This is a genomic window from Staphylococcus sp. GDX8P54P (assembly GCF_017893165.1).
Taxonomy (GTDB): domain Bacteria; phylum Bacillota; class Bacilli; order Staphylococcales; family Staphylococcaceae; genus Staphylococcus; species Staphylococcus borealis.
The window spans coordinates 1-17,845 of sequence record NZ_JAESMM010000039.1 but is presented as its reverse complement, the minus strand read 5'-3'; the positions used below and the strand labels follow the sequence as shown (position 1 = coordinate 17,845).

General features: G+C 34.8%; 15 protein-coding genes. 10 read left to right on the top strand and 5 right to left on the bottom strand.

Translation table 11 applies throughout. The annotated features are described in order from the left end of the window. Positions 1–306 precede the first annotated feature (306 nt). Positions 307–945 (bottom strand): redox-sensing transcriptional repressor Rex, encoded by a 639-nt coding sequence (locus KA909_RS11405; RefSeq protein ID WP_210130234.1) that lies wholly within the window; start codon positions 943–945, stop codon positions 307–309. 240 nt (positions 946–1,185) lie between these two features. Here KA909_RS11405 and abc-f point away from each other — a divergent pair, with 240 nt between their 5' ends. Beyond that, a complete protein-coding gene (gene abc-f / locus KA909_RS11400) occupies positions 1,186–3,129 on the top strand; it encodes a ribosomal protection-like ABC-F family protein (RefSeq protein ID WP_193839126.1) in 1,944 nt (647 codons plus the stop codon). A gap of 365 nt (positions 3,130–3,494) precedes the next feature. Here abc-f and tsaD read toward each other — a convergent pair whose 3' ends face one another. Genes tsaD through tsaE form a run of 4 tightly spaced genes read right to left on the bottom strand, consistent with a single transcriptional unit; the run spans position 3,495 to position 6,060 of the window. After that, on the bottom strand, positions 3,495–4,523 hold the full coding sequence (gene tsaD / locus KA909_RS11395; RefSeq protein ID WP_193839125.1) for a tRNA (adenosine(37)-N6)-threonylcarbamoyltransferase complex transferase subunit TsaD: 1,029 nt from the start codon (positions 4,521–4,523) through the stop codon (positions 3,495–3,497). Further along, positions 4,516–4,980, bottom strand: a complete 465-nt coding sequence (rimI, locus tag KA909_RS11390) for a ribosomal protein S18-alanine N-acetyltransferase (protein ID WP_053030439.1) — start codon at positions 4,978–4,980, stop codon at positions 4,516–4,518. Before rimI ends, tsaD begins: the two co-directional genes overlap by 8 nt. Next, positions 4,953–5,618 (bottom strand): tRNA (adenosine(37)-N6)-threonylcarbamoyltransferase complex dimerization subunit type 1 TsaB, encoded by a 666-nt coding sequence (gene tsaB / locus KA909_RS11385; RefSeq protein WP_193839124.1) that lies wholly within the window; start codon positions 5,616–5,618, stop codon positions 4,953–4,955. Before tsaB ends, rimI begins: the two co-directional genes overlap by 28 nt. Continuing rightward, positions 5,599–6,060 (bottom strand): tRNA (adenosine(37)-N6)-threonylcarbamoyltransferase complex ATPase subunit type 1 TsaE, encoded by a 462-nt coding sequence (tsaE, locus tag KA909_RS11380; protein ID WP_070855057.1) that lies wholly within the window; start codon positions 6,058–6,060, stop codon positions 5,599–5,601. The genes tsaB and tsaE overlap by 20 nt, the downstream gene beginning before the upstream one ends. Positions 6,061–6,564: 504 nt before the next feature. On the opposite strand from tsaE, the gene ilvD reads away from it, so the two are divergent. From ilvD to ilvA, 9 genes are all read left to right on the top strand, one after another. Then, positions 6,565–8,253, top strand: coding sequence for a dihydroxy-acid dehydratase (gene ilvD, locus KA909_RS11375; protein ID WP_193839123.1), 1,689 nt, complete (start codon positions 6,565–6,567; stop codon positions 8,251–8,253). Between the two features lie 18 nt (positions 8,254–8,271). Next, positions 8,272–10,047, top strand: coding sequence for a biosynthetic-type acetolactate synthase large subunit (gene ilvB, locus KA909_RS11370; RefSeq protein WP_245339390.1), 1,776 nt, complete (start codon positions 8,272–8,274; stop codon positions 10,045–10,047). Beyond that, complete coding sequence (locus tag KA909_RS11365) at positions 10,044–10,286, top strand: ACT domain-containing protein (RefSeq protein WP_193839122.1); 243 nt, start codon at positions 10,044–10,046, stop codon at positions 10,284–10,286. The genes ilvB and KA909_RS11365 overlap by 4 nt, the downstream gene beginning before the upstream one ends. A gap of 133 nt (positions 10,287–10,419) precedes the next feature. Next, entirely contained in the window at positions 10,420–11,424 is a 1,005-nt protein-coding gene (gene ilvC / locus KA909_RS11360; RefSeq protein WP_053030454.1) for a ketol-acid reductoisomerase, read from the top strand. A gap of 20 nt (positions 11,425–11,444) precedes the next feature. Continuing rightward, positions 11,445–12,986: a 2-isopropylmalate synthase gene (locus KA909_RS11355; protein ID WP_210130233.1), complete on the top strand. Its 1,542-nt coding sequence runs from the start codon at positions 11,445–11,447 to the stop codon at positions 12,984–12,986. Continuing rightward, positions 12,976–14,019, top strand: a complete 1,044-nt coding sequence (gene leuB, locus KA909_RS11350; protein WP_210130232.1) for a 3-isopropylmalate dehydrogenase — start codon at positions 12,976–12,978, stop codon at positions 14,017–14,019. The genes KA909_RS11355 and leuB overlap by 11 nt, the downstream gene beginning before the upstream one ends. 14 nt (positions 14,020–14,033) lie before the next feature. Then, positions 14,034–15,404 (top strand): 3-isopropylmalate dehydratase large subunit, encoded by a 1,371-nt coding sequence (gene leuC, locus KA909_RS11345; protein WP_210130231.1) that lies wholly within the window; start codon positions 14,034–14,036, stop codon positions 15,402–15,404. A 2-nt stretch (positions 15,405–15,406) separates the two neighbouring features. After that, positions 15,407–15,982, top strand: a complete 576-nt coding sequence (leuD, locus tag KA909_RS11340) for a 3-isopropylmalate dehydratase small subunit (protein WP_053030463.1) — start codon at positions 15,407–15,409, stop codon at positions 15,980–15,982. 6 nt (positions 15,983–15,988) lie between these two features. After that, entirely contained in the window at positions 15,989–17,257 is a 1,269-nt protein-coding gene (ilvA, locus tag KA909_RS11335) for a threonine ammonia-lyase IlvA (protein ID WP_210130230.1), read from the top strand. Positions 17,258–17,845 lie beyond the last annotated feature (588 nt).

Here is a 17,845-nt window from a genome sequence, read left to right as displayed (position 1 = left end):
CTTGACTAATCGTAGGAAACGGGAGTGGGACAGAATTCTTTTGAATTCGTCGTCCCACTCCCAACTTGCTTTGCTTGTAGAATTTCTTAGTGAAATTCTCTTTGTTGGGGCCCCGACTCCCAACTTGCTTTGCTTGTAGAATTTTTTAGTGAAATTCTCTTAGTTGGGTCCCCACCCGCAAGGATGACTAGAACTGAGAAAAGCTTGGTTTAAGCCCCTTATCAGTTCAGTCAGCAACTGCGAATTTGCTAAATAGCATGATTATATTATTTATGTCCCAGAGTGCTGTAATAAAAGTGACGTTATTTAATTGGAATAATTTTTCATGAAGAATAGCAATGATTGCAATTCTATACCTAAGTCAATATGATGAACTTGTACACTATTAGGTACTTCTATTCTAGTTGGTGTGAAATTTAAAATACCATTAATATTTGCTTCAATTAACTCATTTGCCACACGTTGCGCTACACTTTCTGGCGTCGTTAAAATAACAACATTAATATCTTTGTCAGCAAGAACTTGTTTTAAGTCGTTCATATGATGGACAGTCACATCACCAATCTTATTTCCGACAATGTGCTCATCAACATCAAAAGCCTCTGTAATGGTCATTTCATCATGAATTGAAAAGTTATACGTTAAAAGTGCTCTACCTAAATTACCAACACCTACCAATGCAATGTGTATATTATCGCTATCACTAAGTGCCGTTTTAAAGAATTCTAATAAACTATCTATATTGTAACCATAACCTTTTTTCCCTAATTCTCCAAAATATGAGAAATCTCTACGAATGGTTGCTGATTCAATATTTAATGCCTCGCTAATCGCTTTTGAATTCACTCTGTCTATGCCTTTTGATTTTAACGTGTTAACGAATCTGTAATATAAAGGTAATCGTTTCAAAGTTGCCCATGGAATTTTAGATTTATTTTGAGCCATTTAAAATGCCCCCCTTTCGTTTGAATTTTATAATCTATGTATCCAAACTATTTTGAGTGCTATACGTTTTAAATTTTTAAAATTTTCTTATGTCCTATTATGAATACTGGAATATTATACCTTAACGCATTTTAAAAATAAATAACTTAGTTTCAAGAAACTAAGTAATACGGTAAAATATAGAGTAATATACAACTTAATTTCGAGTAATAAACTTACAAATAGAAAGGTGAAACCTGAATGATACTCTTGCAATTAAATGACATTTCGAAATCATTTGATGGTGATGATATTTTCACACGTGTGAATTTCGAAGTAAAGACAGGCGAACGAATCGGAGTCGTAGGTCGTAACGGTGCTGGAAAATCAACCTTAATGAAAATTATTGCCGGTGTTGAAGATTACGATAGCGGCCATATTTCTAAAATTAAAAATTTACGAATGGGTTACCTGACCCAACAAATGACGCTTAATTCATCCGCTTCAGTGTTTGAAGAAATGTCTAAACCATTTGAACATCTCAAAAAGATGGAACGCTTAATTAAAGAAGAAACGAACTGGCTCGCTGATCATGCATCTGACTATGATTCTGATGCCTATCAACAACATATGGAACGTTATGAATCATTAACCAATCAATTTGAACAACTCGATGGTTATCAATATGAAAGTAAAATCAAGACAGTTCTACATGGTTTAAATTTTAACGAAGATGATTTTGATAAACCTATTAACGATTTTAGTGGTGGTCAAAAAACACGATTATCATTAGCACAAATGTTATTAAATGAGCCAGATTTATTACTATTAGACGAACCTACAAACCATTTAGATTTAGAAACAACAAAGTGGTTAGAAGATTATTTAAAATACTTCAAAGGTGCCATCGTCATCATCAGTCACGATAGATACTTCTTAGACAAGATTGTCACGCAAATCTATGATGTGGCACTTGGTGATGTTAAACGTTATGTAGGCAATTACGAGCAATTTATCGAGCAACGTGATAAGTATTATGAAAGTCGCATGCAAGAATATGAACGTCAACAAGATGAAATTAAGCGATTGGAAACCTTTGTAGAAAAAAATATTACACGTGCCTCAACAAGTGGTATGGCAAAAAGTCGTCGCAAAACATTAGAGAAAATGGAACGTATCGACAAACCAATGTTAGACGCAAGAAGTGCCAATATTCAATTTGGGTTCAATCGAAATACAGGAAATGACGTGATGCATATTCGCAATCTTGAAATTGGTTATGATGCGCCTATAACATCTCCAATTAACATAGAAGTCACGAAAGGCGATCATATCGCAATCATAGGTCCTAATGGTGTAGGTAAAACGACGCTAATTAAGACAATCGCACAACGACAAGATCAAATAGACGGTAATATTACCTTTGGTGCTAATCTACAAATTGGCTATTATGATCAAAAGCAAGCAGAATTTAAATCCAACAAAACAATTCTCGACTATGTTTGGGATCAATATCCAACTATGAACGAAAAAGACATACGCGCTGTATTAGGACGTTTCTTATTTGTACAAGATGATGTTAAAAAAATTATTAACGATTTATCTGGTGGCGAAAAAGCACGATTACAATTAGCACTCCTTATGTTACAAAGAGATAACGTCTTAATCCTTGATGAACCTACAAACCATTTAGATATTGATTCTAAAGAAATGCTTGAACAAGCATTAAAAGATTTTGAAGGAACGATTCTATTCGTTTCCCATGATCGATACTTTATTAATCAATTAGCTAATAAAGTCTTTGATTTAAATATAGATGGCGGTCAGATGTATCTTGGAGATTATCAATATTATATTGAGAAAACAGAGGAAGCAGCTGCATTAGAAGCATTTGAAAATGAACGTAATGATGATAGCAAGAATGATGTTTCCAATCAAAACGTAAACAATAACACCATCAATACGTATGATTCACAAAAACAACAACGCCGTGAGCAACGTAAATTAGAACGTCTCATTGAAGAATGTGAATCTAAAATTGAATCCTATGAAAATGAAATCGCTCAAATTGATGAACAACTGACGCAACCTGATGTATTTAATAATCCTGAAAAAGCTTCATCATTAGCGAATCAAAAACAAGAAACCGAACAGAAATTAGAACAAGTTATGACCGAATGGGAAAATTTACAAGAAAATGTTTAAAACGCATTAATCTTAAAATAGCTAGAAAGTATTTTATAACTTTTTAGCTATTTTTTTGAATCAATTTCAATAAAAGTTATAAACAGTTAAAATGTGATAATACCAACTATCCACAAAGTTATCCTACTTATCCACAAGATATTTTTGATTCATTTACCAATTTTTTACACAAAATTAATCTGCTATCCACATTGTTAAGAACCTTTTATCCACAACTTATACACTTAATGTTGATAAGTACAAATGTTCCCTATTGACCTTTATCAAATGATGTTTCTTCAAAAATAAAACCTCTTATAACATAAGCATTACAATGCTAACGTTCATAAGAGGTTTCTTATCGTAAAATAAATTTTTAAAATCATTTAAGCATCTATTGTTGCTTCTTCTATGTCCATGTTATTTTCACCATTTAAATCTAAATGAGCTGTAACGCCTGCTTGATAATAGTAGTATGCCGCTGCGCCGATCATTGCTGCATTATCCGTACATAATTTAGGACTTGGAATAGACAAATGGATATTATTTGCTTCACATAAATGTTGTAAACGTTGACGAAGTCCTTTGTTACTTGCAACGCCACCAGCAACGATAAGTCTATTCACATTATATGCCTTACATGCATTCATCGCTTTAGTACTTAATACATCTACGACACTATTTTGAAAACTAGTTGCCACATTTTCTTTAACAATCGTTTCATTTTTTTGTCTTAAATTATGCAGTTTGTTGATTATAGCACTTTTCAAACCACTAAAACTAAAATCATAACTATCTTTTTCTAACCATACTCTTGGAAAATCATACGTATCTTGACCTTGTTGTGCTAATTTGTCAATTTGTGGTCCACCCGGATATGGTAAATCAATTGTTCGTGCCACTTTATCATAGGCTTCACCCACTGCATCATCTCTTGTCTCTCCAATAACTTCAAAATGCATATGAGATTTCATATACACGAGTTCAGTGTGACCTCCAGATACGATTAACGCGATTAAAGGAAATGTTAATGGTTCTTCTAAATGATTAGCGTAAATATGACCAGCAATATGGTGTACAGGAATAAGTGGTTTATCGTAAGCAAAGGCTAGTGCTTTTGCTGCATTAATACCAATCAGCAATGCCCCAATTAATCCTGGACCTTGAGTTACAGCTATTGCATCTATATCATGCATCGTGATGTTTGCAGATATTAGCGCTTCATCAATAGTTGTTGTAATACCTTCCACATGATGTCGACTGGCAACCTCTGGCACAACACCTCCAAAACGCTTATGACTCTCAATTTGGCTAAGTACAATATTGGATAAAATTGTGTTGCCATCCTTAATGACACTTACACTTGTTTCATCACAACTTGTTTCAATTGCTAATATTAATGTTTCTTTATTCATTTAAGTTCACCCACATAACCATTGCATCCTCGCCTTCTCCATAATAATTTTTACGTTTACCACCAAATTGAAAACCCAAATTAGTATAAACGTGTTGTGCTATGACATTATCAACTCTAACTTCTAAACTCATTACTTCACATGTATGCTTAGCATAATCCATAACATATTTTAACAATAATTGTCCCAGCCCATATCCTCTGTAATCTTTACGAATAGCTATCGTTGTTATTTGAGCTTGATCAATAACAATCCATAGCCCTAGATATCCGATAATTTCATTTTCAAAAAGAATTACAAAATATTTCGCAAAGTTATTTTCATTTAATTCATGATAAAATGCATCTATCGTCCATGAACTATCATTAAAACTGTCACGTTCTATATCAAATACATTAGGAACATCATCAACTTGCATCGCTCTAATTGTTAATTCTGATTCTGTTGGTTTAGCCAATTTCTTTCTGCCTCTGATAATTTAATATAATTTGGAACAAATGTATGAATATCTTCACTTTCAGTTAAAAGTGGTTTCATTGCAGGTGCATATGGTAAGTGACTTTGTATTTCTCCATCAAGATAGTTTGATAATTTATCAGCATCTTTACCAATATAGACAAATGGTTGTTTGAAATCAGTCAATTGTTGTTTTAATTCTTGAATTGGTAAATATTGATCTTCTAAAATTGTCTTTAATTTTCCTTCTTCATATTGATAAACACCTGTATAAACCGCTTCTCGACGTGCATCAATAATAGGAACCAATAACCTTTGGTCGCTTTCATCCATTGTGGCAGCTAATGCTAATAAAGACGATACGCCATATAATTTTGCATTTAATGCATATGCTAACGTTTTAGCAGTTGTAACACCAATTCTTACACCTGTATATGAACCTGGCCCCTTAGCAACTACAATACCATCAATCTCGCTTTTATCAATTTTCGCTTCTTCAAATAAATGTTGAATACCAGGCATAAGTTGACTAGAATGATCTTTTTTATTTTCGGTAGTCATTTCAGACAATACGGTATGATCTTGCATGATTGCGATTGACATCGGTTGATTTGATGTATCAATCAGTAATAAATTCACTTTCAACTTCCTCCTTAACGTTCAAATAATGTGTCCCTATGCCATTTAATTCAATCGTTCTTTGCGTTTCGTTAACAGTCTCTATATTAATGATTAATCGTTCTTCAGGTAATAAATCATAAATAAATTGACTCCACTCAATAACAGTGATGCCTTCATCTTGAAAATATTCTTCAAAACCTAAGTCCTCATCTGAATCTTCCAAACGATAGCAGTCCATATGATGTAGCTTTAAATGACTACCTCTATAAGATTTTATAATATTAAATGTCGGAGAATTAATATTACGTTTAACACCTAAATGTTTACCTATAAATTGAGTTAGCGTTGTTTTACCTGCACCAAGATCACCATTTAATAAAATGACATCACCAGGCTTTAAGTGTCGAACTAACACATTAGCGAATTGATCTAATTCATCCAAGTTATTAATCGTTATCATTAGTCCCACTCTCTCTACTTATTTTATTAACTAAATTATATTGCTATATTTTTGATTTTAAATGACTTAATTTTCCTAACACAATTGAATTAAGCCATAACAATTTAACTTAATAAGTATAACAAATTCCTCTAGCAATTTCCCTATAAGGAACATAAATTTGAAAAAGGATTGATGTTAGAAAATTCTTAAAAATTATATTGACTTAATAAACACTGTGTAGTAAATTAAGTTTATCGAATTTTTAAACAATTCTAACTATTTAAATATAACCATTCAAGGAAGGAGTATATTAAAATGACTACAATGACACATCAAGCATATAATCCAACTGACAATTTAATTATTTTATTATACTCTCAAGGGCTGGAACTTTAGTATCTTTCAATTACTAAATGTTTAAGTCCTATTTCTCATTGAATGGGACTTGTAGACGTCCCAATCACAAATTGGGACGTCTTTTTATGTGTAACAAACTTAATGTGTTTTATGGGGGAATTATTTATGAGAAGTGACATGATAAAAAAAGGTGATCAACAAGCACCTGCTCGAAGTCTTTTACACGCCACGGGCGCACTTAAAAATCCAACAGATATGAATAAACCTTTCGTAGCGATTTGTAATTCTTATATCGACATTGTACCTGGACATGTCCATTTAAGAGAACTGGCTGACATCGCGAAAGAAGCAATACGTGAGGCAGGCGCAATTCCTTTTGAATTTAATACGATTGGTGTCGATGACGGTATCGCTATGGGACATATTGGAATGCGATACTCACTCCCTTCTCGAGAACTTATTGCAGATGCTGCTGAAACTGTTATTAATGCGCACTGGTTCGATGGTGTATTTTACATTCCTAATTGCGACAAAATCACACCTGGTATGATATTAGCTGCCGTAAGAACCAATGTACCAGCAATATTCTGTTCAGGTGGCCCTATGAAAGCTGGATTATCTGCACAAGGGAAAGCATTAACATTATCATCCATGTTTGAAGCAGTTGGTGCTTTTAAAGAAGGTAAACTTTCGAAAGAAGCATTTTTAGATATGGAACAAAATGCTTGCCCTACTTGTGGCTCATGCGCAGGCATGTTTACAGCAAATTCAATGAATTGCCTAATGGAAGTGTTAGGTTTAGCACTACCTTATAACGGTACAGCTTTAGCAGTTAGTGAACAAAGAAGAGAAATGATTCGTGAAGCGGCCTTTAAATTAGTTGATAATATTAAAAAGGATATTAAGCCACTTGATATTGTGACTAGAGAAGCAATTGACGATGCATTCGCACTAGACATGGCAATGGGTGGTTCCACTAACACGGTATTACATACTTTAGCGATAGCAAATGAAGCTGGCATTGATTATGACTTAGAGCGTATCAATGAAATTGCTAAGAGAACACCTTATTTATCTAAGATTGCACCAAGTTCATCATATTCAATGCACGATGTACACGAAGCTGGTGGTTGTCCAGCTATCATAAATGAATTAATGAAAAAAGAAGGCACTCTACACCCGGATAGACTTACAGTGACTGGACAAACACTTCGTAAAAATAATGAAGGTAAAGAGATTAAAAACTTTGAGGTCATTCACTCACTTGACAATCCATATGATAAACAAGGTGGTCTCTCTATCTTATTCGGAAATATTGCGCCTAAAGGTGCCGTAATTAAAGTTGGTGGTGTTGACCCTTCTATCAAAACATTCACTGGTAAGGCAATCTGTTTCAACTCACATGATGAAGCAGTCGAGGCCATTGATAACAAAATCGTTCGTGAAGGTCACGTCGTTGTTATACGTTACGAAGGACCTAAAGGAGGACCAGGAATGCCTGAAATGTTAGCACCTACCTCTTCAATTGTAGGTAGAGGATTAGGTAAAGACGTTGCATTAATTACTGATGGTAGATTTTCTGGAGCAACAAGAGGTATTGCTGTTGGACATATTTCACCAGAAGCCGCATCAGGTGGTCCTATTGGCCTCATTAAAGACGGTGATGAAATTACGATTGATTTAATCAATCGCACTTTAGATGTTAATCAAACTGAAGAAGAACTTAATCAACGCAAAAAAGCACTACAACCTTTTAAAGCTAAAGTAAAATCAGGTTATCTAGCGAGATATACCGCTTTGGTAACGAGTGCGAACACTGGTGGCATAATGCAAGTTCCCGAAAATCTTATCTAACTAAAGGAGTTGTTCATCATGGCAAATAAAATGGAAAGTAACGTCGTTAGTTCATCAACTACGGCACATTCAAATCAATCTAATCTGAAAGCAGACGTCAATAGTAACGAGAATCACACACTAAGAGCTGGCTCAGAACTTTTAGTTGAAGCCCTATTACATGAAGATGTTGACTTTATTTTCGGCTACCCTGGTGGTGCAGTTTTACCTTTATACGACACGTTTTATGATGGTAAAATTAAACACATTTTGGCAAGACATGAGCAAGGTGCGACACATGCTGCTGAAGGCTATGCTAGAGTATCTGGCAAAACTGGTGTAGTCGTAGTTACAAGTGGTCCTGGCGCTACAAATGCAATTACAGGAATTACAGATGCTTATTGTGATTCCCTCCCCTTGGTGGTATTCACAGGACAAGTAGCAACGCCAGGTATTGGTAAAGATGCCTTTCAAGAGGCAGATTTACTTTCTATGACAACACCAATCACGAAGGCGAATTTCCAAGTTAAAAATGTAAACGATATTCCTAGAATTATTCATGAAGCATTTTACTTAGCTAATTCAGGTCGTAAAGGCCCAGTCGTTATAGATTTCCCTAAAGATATGGGTGTGCTAAAAACAACTGCACCACTTATAAGTGACGTGAATTTACCAGCCTATAAAGTTACTGAAGAACCTCAGAATAAAGACATTGATCAATTAGTTCATTATCTATCTAAGGCCAAACAACCAGTAGTCTTAGCAGGTGCAGGGATAAATCATTCGCAATCCAACGATTTATTAACGCAGTTTGTAACGAAACATCAAATTCCAGTAGTAACTACACTATTAGGCTTAGGTGCGATTCCATACGATAATCCATTATTTCTAGGTATGGGGGGTATGCATGGATCTTACGCTAGCAATATGGCTTTAACTGAATGTGATTTATTACTTAATTTGGGTAGTCGATTCGATGATAGACTTGCAAGCAAACCGGATGAATTTGCACCGAATGCTATTGTTGTTCATGTGGATATTGATGAATCGGAAATCAATAAAGTAATTGCCACTGATTTGGGAATTGTAGCTGATTGTAAACAGGTATTGACAGCTTTGTCTCATAAGTTTAAAAATGAAACTTCTCATGATGAATGGGTTCAACATTGTCTTGAAAATAAAAGCAAACATCCTTTTAAATATACAGTGGCTGATGACACATTTTGTAAGCCCCAAAAGGCGATTGAATATATTGGGCAAATTACACACGGTGAAGCCATCGTTACTACTGATGTTGGGCAACATCAAATGTGGGCGGCTCAATTCTATCCTTTCAAACATCATGGTCAATGGGTTACAAGTGGCGGATTAGGTACGATGGGCTTTGGTATTCCTTCTGCGATTGGTGCTCAATTAGCTGAACCCGACAAAACTGTTATCTGTTTCGTTGGTGATGGTGGGTTCCAAATGACGAATCAGGAAATGGCATTACTTCCTGAATACGGACTTAATGTAAAGATCGTTCTTATTAATAACGGAACCTTAGGTATGGTCAAACAGTGGCAAGACAAATTCTTTAACCATCGATTCTCTCATTCTGTATTTAATGATCAACCTGACTTCATGAAAATGGCGGAAGCTTATGGTGTCAAAGGTTACTTAATTGATCATCCCGATAAATTAACAGCGACACTTGATGAAGCATTTAATTATCAAGGGCCTGCATTAATTGAAGTTAGAATCTCACCTACCGAACCAGTTAATCCTATGATTCCAAGTGGCAAAGCGAACCATGAAATGGAGGGATTAGAATGAAACGCGTTTTACAGTTAAAAGTCACAGACCAAGTAAGTACGTTAAATAGAATCACGAGCGCCTTCGTTCGACTACAATATAATATAAACGAACTGACAGTTAAGCCATCAGAAGACAACGGCATTTCTAATATGCAAATTATTGCTGATATTGAAGATGAAGCAATTTTTAAAATATTAGTAGCCAAATTAAAAAAACAAGTCAGTGTATTAGAAGTTCAAGTTATCAACCAGCAATAAAGTAAATTCTACATTGATGCGCTAGTACAAATAAACAAAACATGACTAACATCACATTTTATAGATAATAGTATATCTATAATTTTGAGAATATTCAAAATATTGAAATTTTAAATTTTTGGAGGAATGTATTATGACTAAAGTTTATTATGATCAATCAGTTGAGAAAGATGCATTACAAGGTAAAAAAATCGCAATTGTAGGTTACGGTTCACAAGGACATGCACATGCACAAAATCTTAAAGACAATGGCTATGACGTTATTGTAGGTATCCGCCCTGGTCATTCTTTTGACAAAGCTAAAGAAGACGGATTTGATGTATATCCAGTCGCAGAAGCCGTTAAACAAGCTGATGTCATCATGGTATTATTACCAGATGAAATTCAAGGCAATGTATATAAAAACGAAATTGAACCTAATTTAGAAGCAGGAAATGCCTTAGCATTTGCACACGGATTTAACATTCACTTTGAAGTTATCAAACCACCGAAAGATGTCGATGTCTTCCTAGTAGCACCTAAAGGACCTGGTCACTTAGTAAGACGTACATTTGTTGAAGGAACTGCAGTGCCGGCATTATTCGGTGTACAACAAGATGCTACTGGTCAAGCACGCGATATTTCTTTAAGTTACGCAAAAGGTATTGGTGCTACGCGTGCGGGTGTCATTGAAACAACATTTAAAGAAGAAACAGAAACTGATTTATTCGGTGAGCAAGCTGTACTTTGTGGTGGTATCCATAAATTAATCCAAAGCGGTTTTGAAACACTTGTTGAAGCGGGTTATCAAAAAGAATTAGCTTATTTCGAAGTATTACACGAAATGAAATTAATTGTTGATTTAATGTATGAAGGCGGAATGGAAAACGTTCGTTATTCAATCTCAAACACTGCAGAATATGGCGACTATGTTTCAGGGCCTAGAATCATTACACCGGATGTCAAAGATAATATGAAAGCTGTATTAAAAGATATTCAAAATGGTAATTTTGCAAATAGTTTTGTTAAAGATAATGAAAATGGCTTTAAAGAATTTTATAAATTACGCGAACAACAACACGGTCATGAAATTGAAGCTGTTGGTCGTGAGTTAAGAAAAATGATGCCATTCATTAAATCTAAAAGCATTCAAAAATAATAGCTAAGGGGTTGTTAAAGATGGAAAGCCATATTCAAATTTTCGATACGACTTTAAGAGATGGTGAACAAACACCAGGCGTTAATTTCTCTTTTGATGAAAGATTAAAAATAGCTAAACAGTTAGAGACATGGGGTGTAGATATACTAGAGGCTGGGTTTCCCGCTTCTAGTACTGGTAGTTTTAAGTCTGTTCAAGCAATTTCAAATACATTAACTCAAACAGCTGTATGTGGATTAGCGCGCTGTAAGAAATCAGATATTGATGCTGTTTATGAGGCTACGAAAGATGCTGTAAAACCAGTAATTCATGTGTTTATAGCTACCTCACCTATTCATTTAACGCATAAACTCAAAATGACTCAAGAACAAGTATTGGAATCAATTAAAGAACATGTTACGTATGCTAAACAATACTTCGATGTCGTTCAATTTTCACCAGAGGATGCGACTAGAACAGAATCAGATTTCTTAATCAAATGTGTACAAATGGCAGTTGACTCTGGTGCAACGATAATTAATATTCCAGACACTGTTGGTTACAGTTATCCGAATGAATATGGTCAAATTTTTAAAACCTTAATTGAGCACATAAAGACGAACCAAGACATTATTTATAGTGCACATTGTCATGACGATTTAGGAATGGCAGTTGCAAATAGCTTAGCTGCAATTGAAAATGGTGCTACTCGAATAGAAGGAACAGTTAACGGCATTGGTGAACGAGCAGGCAATACTGCGCTAGAAGAATTAGCGTTAGCGCTATATGTACGAAAAGACCATTATGGTAATGAAACGCGATTAAATCTATCAGAAACCAAAAACACATCCGACATTATATCACGCTATGCTGGTATACGTGTACCAAGAAATAAAGCCATTGTGGGTCAAAATGCTTTCAGTCATGAATCTGGTATTCATCAAGATGGCGTTCTAAAAAATCCAGAAACATATGAAATTATGACACCACAACTTGTTGGTATACGTAAAAATGATTTACCGCTTGGCAAATTATCAGGTAAACACGCTTTTGCTGAAAAATTAAAATCATTAGGATATGATATTGAACCTCAAAATCAAGTTGAATTATTTAAACAATTTAAAGCTATAGCTGATAAGAAGAAAAGTGTTACAGATCGTGATATACACGCACTGATTCAAGGTTCTGAACATGAACAAAATGCAATATATCAAGTCGAAACACTGCAATTACAATTTGTGTCAAACGGTTTACAAAGTGCTGTCGTCGTTATCAAAGATAAACATGGTAAGTTATATCAAGATTCAAGTATTGGTACGGGATCAATTGTGGCTATATATAATGCAGTTGATCGAATTTTCAAGCATAAGAGTGAACTCATTGAATATCGAATTGATTCAGTCACTGAAGGTACTGATGCTCAAGCTGAAGTTCATGTGTCATTAAATATAGAGGGTCATCCCGTTAATGGTATCGGTATTGACCATGATGTATTATATGCCTCTTGCAAAGCATATGTAGAAGCGCATGCAAAATATGCGAGTGAAATTCAAAATAAGGAGCGTAATCATCATGCCTTTTAAAATAGTAGCTTTACCCGGTGATGGCATAGGTCCAGAAATATTAAGTGGAACGTTAGAACTATTAGAACAAATAAGTAAAAAATATCAATTTGAGTATCAGTTGAAGTCGTATGACTTTGGTGGTGCAGCCATAGATTCGCAGGGTGTTCCCCTACCAGATGATACTTTAGAAGCGTGTAAAAATGCAGATGCAATTTTACTGGGAGCTGTAGGTGGTCCACAATGGACAAACCCTAAAAATAGACCTGAACAAGGCTTATTGGCATTGCGGAAATCATTAGGATTATTCGCTAACATACGTCCTACTAAAGTTACAGACGGTACAAGCCACTTCTCTCCAATTAAAGAAGAACGTGTCAAAGGAACTGATCTTATTATAGTAAGAGAGTTAACTAGCGGATTATATTTCGGTCAACCTCGACATCTTGATGACCTTAGTGCATTAGATTCATTAACTTACACTAAAGATGAAATTCAACGTATTGCGAAGGTTGCATTTGAATTAGCATTAAATCGAAAGAAAAAATTAACATCAGTTGATAAAGAAAATGTACTATCTTCGAGTAAGCTTTGGCGTCAAACAATCGATGAAGTTAGCTTGGATTATCCAGAAGTAGAAGTAAACCATTTATTAGTTGACGCGTGTAGTATGCACTTAATTACGCGACCTACCGATTTCGACGTAATTGTAACCGAAAATTTATTTGGAGATATTTTAAGTGATGAAGCTTCTACTATACCTGGTTCTCTAGGTTTATCCCCTTCTGCTAGTTTTAGTTTAGAAGGGCCAAGATTATATGAGCCTATTCATGGTTCAGCACCTGATATTGCAAATCAAAATATAGCTAATCCATTTGGTATGGTTCTTTCTTTAGCAATGTGTTTGCGTGAAAGCTTTAACTTTGAAGATGCCGCATCAGAACTAGAACAATTGGTATATCAGTTAATTAAAGAAGGAAAAACAACACCAGATTTAAATGGCCAATATACTACGTCAGATATTTTTAACGAACTAAAAAAGAATTATGAATAAGGAGGAGTACTTTTATGGGACAAACGTTATTCGATAAAGTTTGGAATAAACATGTTTTAACCGGTAATGAAGGTGAGCCTCAATTATTATATATAGATTTGCACTTAATTCATGAAGTGACTTCTCCTCAAGCTTTCGAAGGATTGAGACTACAGAACCGTAAATTAAGACGTCCTGATTTAACATTCGCAACGTTAGACCACAATGTTCCTACCATTGATATTTTTAATATTAAAGATGAAATTGCAAATAAACAAATCACAATACTTCAAAAAAATGCAAAAGCATTTGGCGTTCACCTCTTTGACATGGGTTCAGACGAACAAGGTATTGTTCATATGGTTGGTCCAGAAACTGGTCTTACTCAACCACGAAAAACAATTGTCTGTGGTGATTCACATACTGCTACACATGGTGCTTTTGGTGCAATCGCCTTTGGCATAGGAACAAGTGAAGTAGAACATGTATTTGCTACTCAAACGCTTTGGCAAACGAAACCTAAAAACTTAAAAATAGATGTCACAGGTCAACTACCAAAAGGTGTCTACGCCAAAGATATTATTTTGTATCTTATTAGTAAATATGGTGTGGATTTTGGCACAGGCTATGCTATAGAGTTTACGGGTGAAACAATCAAAGCGTTATCCATGGAAGCTAGAATGACGATTTGCAATATGGCTATAGAAGCTGGCGCTAAATATGGATTAATGCAACCAGATGAAACAACATTCGATTACGTCAAAGGTAGAAGGTATGCTCAAAATTTTGAACGTTCTATTCATGATTGGCGTAAATTATATACTGATGAAGACGCTCAATTTGATAAAGTTATTCAACTCGATGTCACACATCTCGAACCACAAGTGACATGGGGCACAAATCCAGAAATGGGTGTTAGTTTTAATACACCTTTTCCACAAATTAAAAATATTAATGATGAGCGTGCCTACCAATACATGGGTCTTAAACCAGGCCAAAAAGCAGAAGATATTGATTTAGGTTATGTCTTCTTAGGTTCTTGTACAAATGCAAGACTATCGGATTTAATAGAAGCTAGTCACATCGTTAAAGGTAATCAAGTTCATCCTAAGATTACTGCAATCGTTGTACCAGGCTCTCGTTCTGTTAAAAAAGAAGCTGAAGCGTTAGGTTTAGATAAAATCTTCAAAGAGGCTGGATTCCAATGGAGAGAACCTGGTTGCTCAATGTGTTTAGGTATGAATCCTGACCAAGTACCAGAAGGCATTCATTGTGCTTCTACAAGTAATCGTAACTTTGAAGGAAGACAAGGTAAAGGTGCGAGAACGCATCTTGTATCCCCTGCTATGGCAGCTGCTGCCGCTATCAAAGGAAAATTTGTAGATGTTAGAAAGGTGGTTGTTTAACAATGGATATTCAACCTATTACAACCTACACAGGTAAAGTTGTACCATTATTTAACGACAATATAGATACCGATCAAATTATTCCTAAAGCTCATCTTAAACGCATTACTAAAAGTGGATTTGGACCATTTGCGTTTGATGAATGGCGATATCTACCAGACGGTTCAGATAATCCAGATTTTAATCCAAACAAACCTGAATATGCAGGTGCTTCTATTTTAATAACTGGAGATAATTTTGGTTGTGGCTCAAGTCGAGAACATGCTGCATGGGCTTTAAAAGATTATGGATTTAATATTATTATAGCTGGAAGTTTTAGTGACATCTTTTATATGAATTGTACAAAAAATGGCATGCTACCGATAACTTTGAATGAAGATGAAAGAAAATATTTAGCATCTCAGAAAGAAATTACAGTGGATTTACCACAACAGACAGTTTCAGCAAATAATAAATCATTCAAATTTAAAATCGATGAAACGTGGAAACATAAATTAGTAAATGGACTAGATGATATCGCCATTACGTTGGCGTATGAAGATTTAATAGAACAATATGAAAATAAAAATAAAGGTTGAGATACTATGACTGTAAAGACAACAGTAAATGCTAAAGATGTAGATAATGCATATTTACGAATTAAAGATGTTGTTAAAGAGACACCACTACAATATGATCTCTATCTTTCGCAAAAATATGATTGTAACGTCTATTTAAAAAGAGAAGATTTACAATGGGTACGTTCATTTAAACTTAGAGGTGCATATAATGCCATTTCGGTATTAACTGATGAGGCTAAAGAAAAAGGTATTACATGTGCCAGTGCCGGAAATCATGCTCAAGGTGTGGCATATACTGCTAAAGCACTAAATTTACAAGCAGTCATATTTATGCCAGTGACCACACCTCTTCAAAAAGTTAATCAAGTTAAATTCTTTGGTTCAAAAAATGTTAAAATAGTGCTAACTGGATACACCTTTGATGATTGTTTAAAAGAAGCTTTAGCTTATACTAAACAAAATCATATGACCTTCATTGATCCTTTTAATAACGTCAACACAATCGCTGGTCAAGGCACGCTTGCAAAAGAAATTTTGAATCAGTCAAATCATGATGCTATCACTTTTGACTATTTATTCGCTGCAATTGGTGGTGGCGGTTTGATTTCAGGTATAAGTACGTATTTAAATCAATATAGCCCTCAAACTAAAATAATTGGTGTTGAACCTACTGGCGCTAGCAGCATGTATGAATCAGTAGTTGTACAAAATAAAGTTGTTACACTCGACCATATTGATAAATTTGTAGATGGCGCTTCTGTAGCACGTGTAGGTGATATCACATTTAATATTGCTAAGCAATATGTTGACGACTATATTCAAGTAGATGAAGGAGCAGTCTGTTCAACTATCTTAGATATGTACTCAAAACAAGCCATTGTTGCAGAACCTGCAGGTGCATTAAGTGTAGCAGCATTAGAGAATTATAAAAAAGAAATTCGAGGTAAGACTGTAGTATGCGTCATTAGTGGTGGTAATAACGATATTAATCGTATGAAAGAAATCGAAGAGCGTTCATTACTTTATGAGGAAATGAAACATTACTTTATACTTAACTTTCCTCAACGTCCTGGTGCACTCAAAGAATTTGTAAATGATGTTTTAGGACCACAAGATGATATTACTAAGTTTGAATACTTAAAGAAAACTTCTCAAAATACGGGTACTGTTATTATTGGCATTCAGCTGAAAAATCACGATGACCTTAATCAACTCAAATCTAATGTTCATAATTTTGATCCATCAAATATTTATATTAATGAAAATAAGATGCTGTATTCACTTTTAATTTAATGATATAACACTCCCATTGATCTGTATGGGAGTGTTATTTGTGTACATTTAGTTCAACACAAGCGCTCACATCTTTCTTCCTTTTCTAAAATTGCTTGCTCTTTTAGCTCTACTAAACTCGCTTCTCAATTTTCTCAACTCATCAGCTTCAAACGCTTTCTCTTCGTAAAGCCATTATATATATATCATTAAATTTTCGGTTTGATTTTTAAACATAAAAAAAGAGACCTTACGGTCTCGATATCGGCTCATCGCATCCATACGATTTGCCTGGCAACGTCCTACTCTAGCGGAACGTAAATCGGCTACCATCGGCGCTAAGAATCTTACTTTACTTCGAGGCAAGCGCTCGCATCTTTCTTCCTTTTCTAAAATTGCTTGCTCTTTTAGCTCTACTAAACTCGCTTCTCAATTTTCTCAACTCATCAGCTTCAAACGCTTTCTCTTCGTAAAGCATTATACATTTATATCATTAAATTTTCATTTTAATTTTAAGCATAAAAAAAGACCTTACGGTCTCGATATCGGCTCATCGCATCCATACGATTTGCCTGGCAACGTCCTACTCTAGCGGAACGTAAATCCAAC